This is a genomic window from Variovorax sp. 01N425, from assembly GCF_056399465.1.
Genome location: NZ_JBFTRJ010000043.1, coordinates 1 through 3,422, shown reverse-complemented (window position 1 = coordinate 3,422; position 3,422 = coordinate 1). Strand labels below are relative to the sequence as shown.

The following is a 3,422-nucleotide window of genomic DNA, read 5'->3' as shown; positions in this document are numbered from 1 at the left end:
TGTTGAGCGTGTTGTACTCAGAGGAGTTGCGAGCTACTTGTTGGTAGGTGCCCTCGAGGACCGAAAGTGCCCAAAGACTTCCGTCAGGGTGGCCGAACACCCAATCACCGAATGCGGATACGAAAAGCGGCGTACCGCTCGGCGGGATTAGCCAACGCCACTCCATCAGGAGGTCGCTGACGTCGTATCGGTTCGCCTTGAACATAAGTGGCCGGAGTTCGGTCATGCGTGCTCCGTTGCGGGAAGGTCCCTCCGCAGCATTGGGATGGTTTGGTCTAACGGTTGCATCGGTGGAATCCAAAGAAGGCGTGATTGCTGGCCAGGCCTTCGAAGCCCCAGACTCGGCGCCGATTCTGATTGTTAGTGTCGCCGCGGTTGGTGTACACGCGCTTCAGGGAAATTCGGAAGGCATCGTTGTGCCCGCGCCGCGAAGGCCTGCTATGCGCAAATTCTGAGGCGACCGCGACCGTCCGCTGCTGGCCGACTGTAGCCGCACGCTGCATCTACGCATTCAGGTCACGCAGAACCCTGAGAGCGAGCGCCCCGCGTCCAACGCCTGTGCCCCGATTGTGCTCGTTGAGGTTCTGGACGTCCGTCACATCTGCCCATCGCTCCACTCGTAATTCGGCCGTTGTGTCGATCTCAAATGCTATGAAGCGCTGGTCTTGTGTCACCAGCTCACCAAAGATGCTGGGCGTTCCGGGGAAGTCAACGCCAAGTTCAATCACTATCGATCTTTCCCACTGGACACCTCGCTCCACTCCCGCACGCGCCAAGATCGGCGGCAGGCCATGCTGCCTCCAATAGCTTGCTTCAGCGTGCAGCGAACGCTCGACATGGGCGTTTTGCTGCTGTACGTTCGATTGCCGCGGTCCGCGCTTTTGCATCGCTGAAATGAGATCGACCCGGGTGGATTGAGATACCCCGGATTCTGCCGCAGCGGCATATGTCCGCTTCTGACCGATTCTTCCCCGCCATCGGCGGGGATCAAGATGCAGGAGGTAGCGCCAACAGGTCGAAGTATTCGTCCTCGAGCCACTTGAGCCGACTGGCGACACGCTCTCCCCACGAGTTAAGACCGAAGGCCACACTCAGGGAACCAAGCAGCTGCTTCTGGTCGTCCGACATGTCCTCGCCGTACTCCTCGTCAGCGAGCTCGGACAGCAGCCAATCCGGTCGGTAAGCCAACTGCTCGAGAATGAAGTAGCCGCGGCGGCAGCCTAGAGCGAGAAAGTCGCACAAGTTTTCGCCAACGACGAAATTCGTCCTATCGCCCATCGCCCTCGGGACCATCATGATGACTGGCGAATCTTCGGAGAGTGTTCCGTCGAGCAATAGCAGACCGAACTGGACACCGTCTCCCCCAGTTTCAGCGAATCGCAGGACGTTGGTGGGAGAGCACCACCCATATTCGCTCGGCTTCAAAGGCAGCGACAACAGCAAGCCAATCTCATCGAAATGGCTGCTGTACGCCGCGCCACCTTCAGCCAGCGGCTGGTCGGTCAGCGCCCACAAGCGGCCAAGGGATGCAGGATAAGAAATCATCGGTGCATTCAGGGGAGATGCAGGTGCACGAATTCTGTCGCACGGTTGAACGACCGGTAGTGGCCGAATTCTGCCTTCGCCTACACATGTCCCAAGTCATCAAGCCGGCGAAGCTCCTCGGCCTCCTCCTCGGACGCCTGGAAGATGTTTCGCAGAATCTGCGGAGTGATTGGCCGACCAGCCTCACTGACAAGAGGCTGATGCCCGCCGTGCTCCAGCGCCGAAAGCAGCGCTCGCGCTTTCGCAAAGACGTTTTCTGTTCGGTTGCCAAAAAGCTCCTGGTCGAACACGGGTTCCCCGGCGGAAAGACGGTCACGCACGTCGAGAACACCTAGCTTTGTAATGCGGCGAACGTCACTCACCAGCGAGGCCGAAGGGTCGCACGGCGCTGTCGAAATGGTCACACGGCTCATCTTCGTTGGGAGGTGATAGTGGACGACTGGTCTTGGCCGCACTTGGACCTACGCCCTTGCATTACGGTGCGGGCGGTGGTCCACCGGAATTTCCGGCGTCTTCGAGATTGTCTGCCTGGATGTGCGCCACATCCCGATAAGCGTTCCAAGGGCAAGAGCTAGCAAAGGATCGCAAGTTCGAAATCGCCGCTTGCAAGTTTCCTTCGGATCGTGTGTCGTCCGCGTCTATGAGCGCTCTACCGAGGGCTCGATTCCATCCGCGCTCGTTGGCCCTGAGTTCAAGGACCGTCGCGGCAAACTCAGAAGGTGGCTGGTTTTCCGGCGGCACGTGCCCTGGCAGGTTCGCGATCACGAACTTTCTGAAAATTGTCCGGTTGGAGTCAGTCGCTTGCTGCATAAGTTCCTCGACGGGCAGCTTTGCAAACTCATGGAACCATTCGAATCCTTCATCAAGCTCGTCTTCTTCGTTCATGGTGCGGCCCCCCGGATCGGAATGAATGGTTCTTGCCGCATCCTGCCACAGCGCAACGCGGCGCTAGGCCTGAAGCGGCGGGAATAGCGTGCAAGTGCCAACGCCGGGCACCATTCCGAATCAATGAAGATCAACCGGCTTCCAAACCGCGAGCCTGCTGTCAGAGCCCCAGATGTAGTAGGACGGGATTCCTCTCCTAGTTCCGGACCTGTGAAGGCCGACGCCTTGAACTCTGCCGAGTTCTCGAAGATGCGGCGCTTGCAGCTTCCATGCTCGCCAAAGCAATTCGCCCCCTGTAAACGCGCTGCCGTCCTGAGCGGTAATAAGGGTGCCGGGTTTGGAACTGCCTTTCGGTCCGAACGGTTCCAGGTACACCGCAGGTACATGTAGAACGCCGCGCACGCTGACACTGTCTTCGACCGAAGCACGCGCCATGGCACTGATATCGCTGGCAGCACTGGGCGGGGTCGGGGTCCACTCCACGCTTCTCACGACTGCGAAGGACATCGGTAGATCCGGTCGATGCCGCTTCCATTCGGCGTCAGAGTACTCGTCTGTGCGAACGTATGCGGCAGACGCAAACAAAAACGGGGCAAAAATGCGGTAGTAGGAGATATTGCCTTTGCGAGCTGCCAACTCCCAATCCCCAATGTCCGACCGCCATACGTCATAGAACACGACGGTGGCATCGAATGCGATGATGCGAATGGGGTCGTTGCTCCATTCGGTCCTGTAGACCGCGCCAAGCTCGAAAGGATGCTGTTCGTTCACGCCGGATAGTCACCGCAAGGTTTGGAATGGTGGAGGCTAGCCGGATTCTGCTGCACCGATCGATGTCCGCTGTTGGCCGAGGTTGTGTGGAAACGCACTCGACGTGCGAGTATGCCGAACTGAGATGCAAGCTGGCGCGCTGCAGACGCGGAACTCGGCGGCGAAGTCAGTGATGCAGGCACTGGCCGCGCTGCGCGGCGAGCGCGACTAAAAGGGCTCAC

At 59.1% G+C, this 3,422-nt stretch carries 5 protein-coding genes; 1 reads left to right on the top strand and 4 read right to left on the bottom strand.

Features of this window, described 5'->3' with window-relative positions:
- Both AC1DSC_RS32535 and AC1DSC_RS32530 read right to left on the bottom strand, forming a co-directional pair.
- A partial coding sequence (locus AC1DSC_RS32535; RefSeq protein WP_478132082.1) for a hypothetical protein occupies positions 1-226 on the bottom strand: 226 nt, incomplete at its 3' end.
- A 761-nt stretch (positions 227-987) separates the two neighbouring features.
- Positions 988-1,545 (bottom strand): hypothetical protein, encoded by a 558-nt coding sequence (locus AC1DSC_RS32530; RefSeq protein WP_478132081.1) that lies wholly within the window; start codon positions 1,543-1,545, stop codon positions 988-990.
- Between the two features lie 86 nt (positions 1,546-1,631).
- Here AC1DSC_RS32530 and AC1DSC_RS32525 point away from each other — a divergent pair, with 86 nt between their 5' ends.
- A complete protein-coding gene (locus AC1DSC_RS32525) occupies positions 1,632-1,880 on the top strand; it encodes a hypothetical protein (protein ID WP_478132080.1) in 249 nt (82 codons plus the stop codon).
- A 139-nt stretch (positions 1,881-2,019) separates the two neighbouring features.
- Here the strand turns inward: AC1DSC_RS32525 and AC1DSC_RS32520 are convergent, their stop codons facing one another.
- Complete coding sequence (locus tag AC1DSC_RS32520) at positions 2,020-2,430, bottom strand: hypothetical protein (RefSeq protein WP_478132079.1); 411 nt, start codon at positions 2,428-2,430, stop codon at positions 2,020-2,022.
- 120 nt (positions 2,431-2,550) lie between these two features.
- Complete coding sequence (locus AC1DSC_RS32515) at positions 2,551-3,201, bottom strand: hypothetical protein (protein WP_478132078.1); 651 nt, start codon at positions 3,199-3,201, stop codon at positions 2,551-2,553.
- Between the last annotated feature and the right edge of the window lie 221 nt (positions 3,202-3,422).

What these genes read in the sequence shown, in the direction of transcription:
- AC1DSC_RS32530 (WP_478132081.1), bottom strand. Translation starts at nt 1,545, where the DNA reads ATGATTTCTTATCCTGCATCCCTTGGCCGCTTGTGGGCGCTGACCGAC.
- AC1DSC_RS32525 (WP_478132080.1), top strand. Translation starts at nt 1,632, where the DNA reads ATGTCCCAAGTCATCAAGCCGGCGAAGCTCCTCGGCCTCCTCCTCGGA.
- AC1DSC_RS32520 (WP_478132079.1), bottom strand. Translation starts at nt 2,430, where the DNA reads ATGAACGAAGAAGACGAGCTTGATGAAGGATTCGAATGGTTCCATGAG.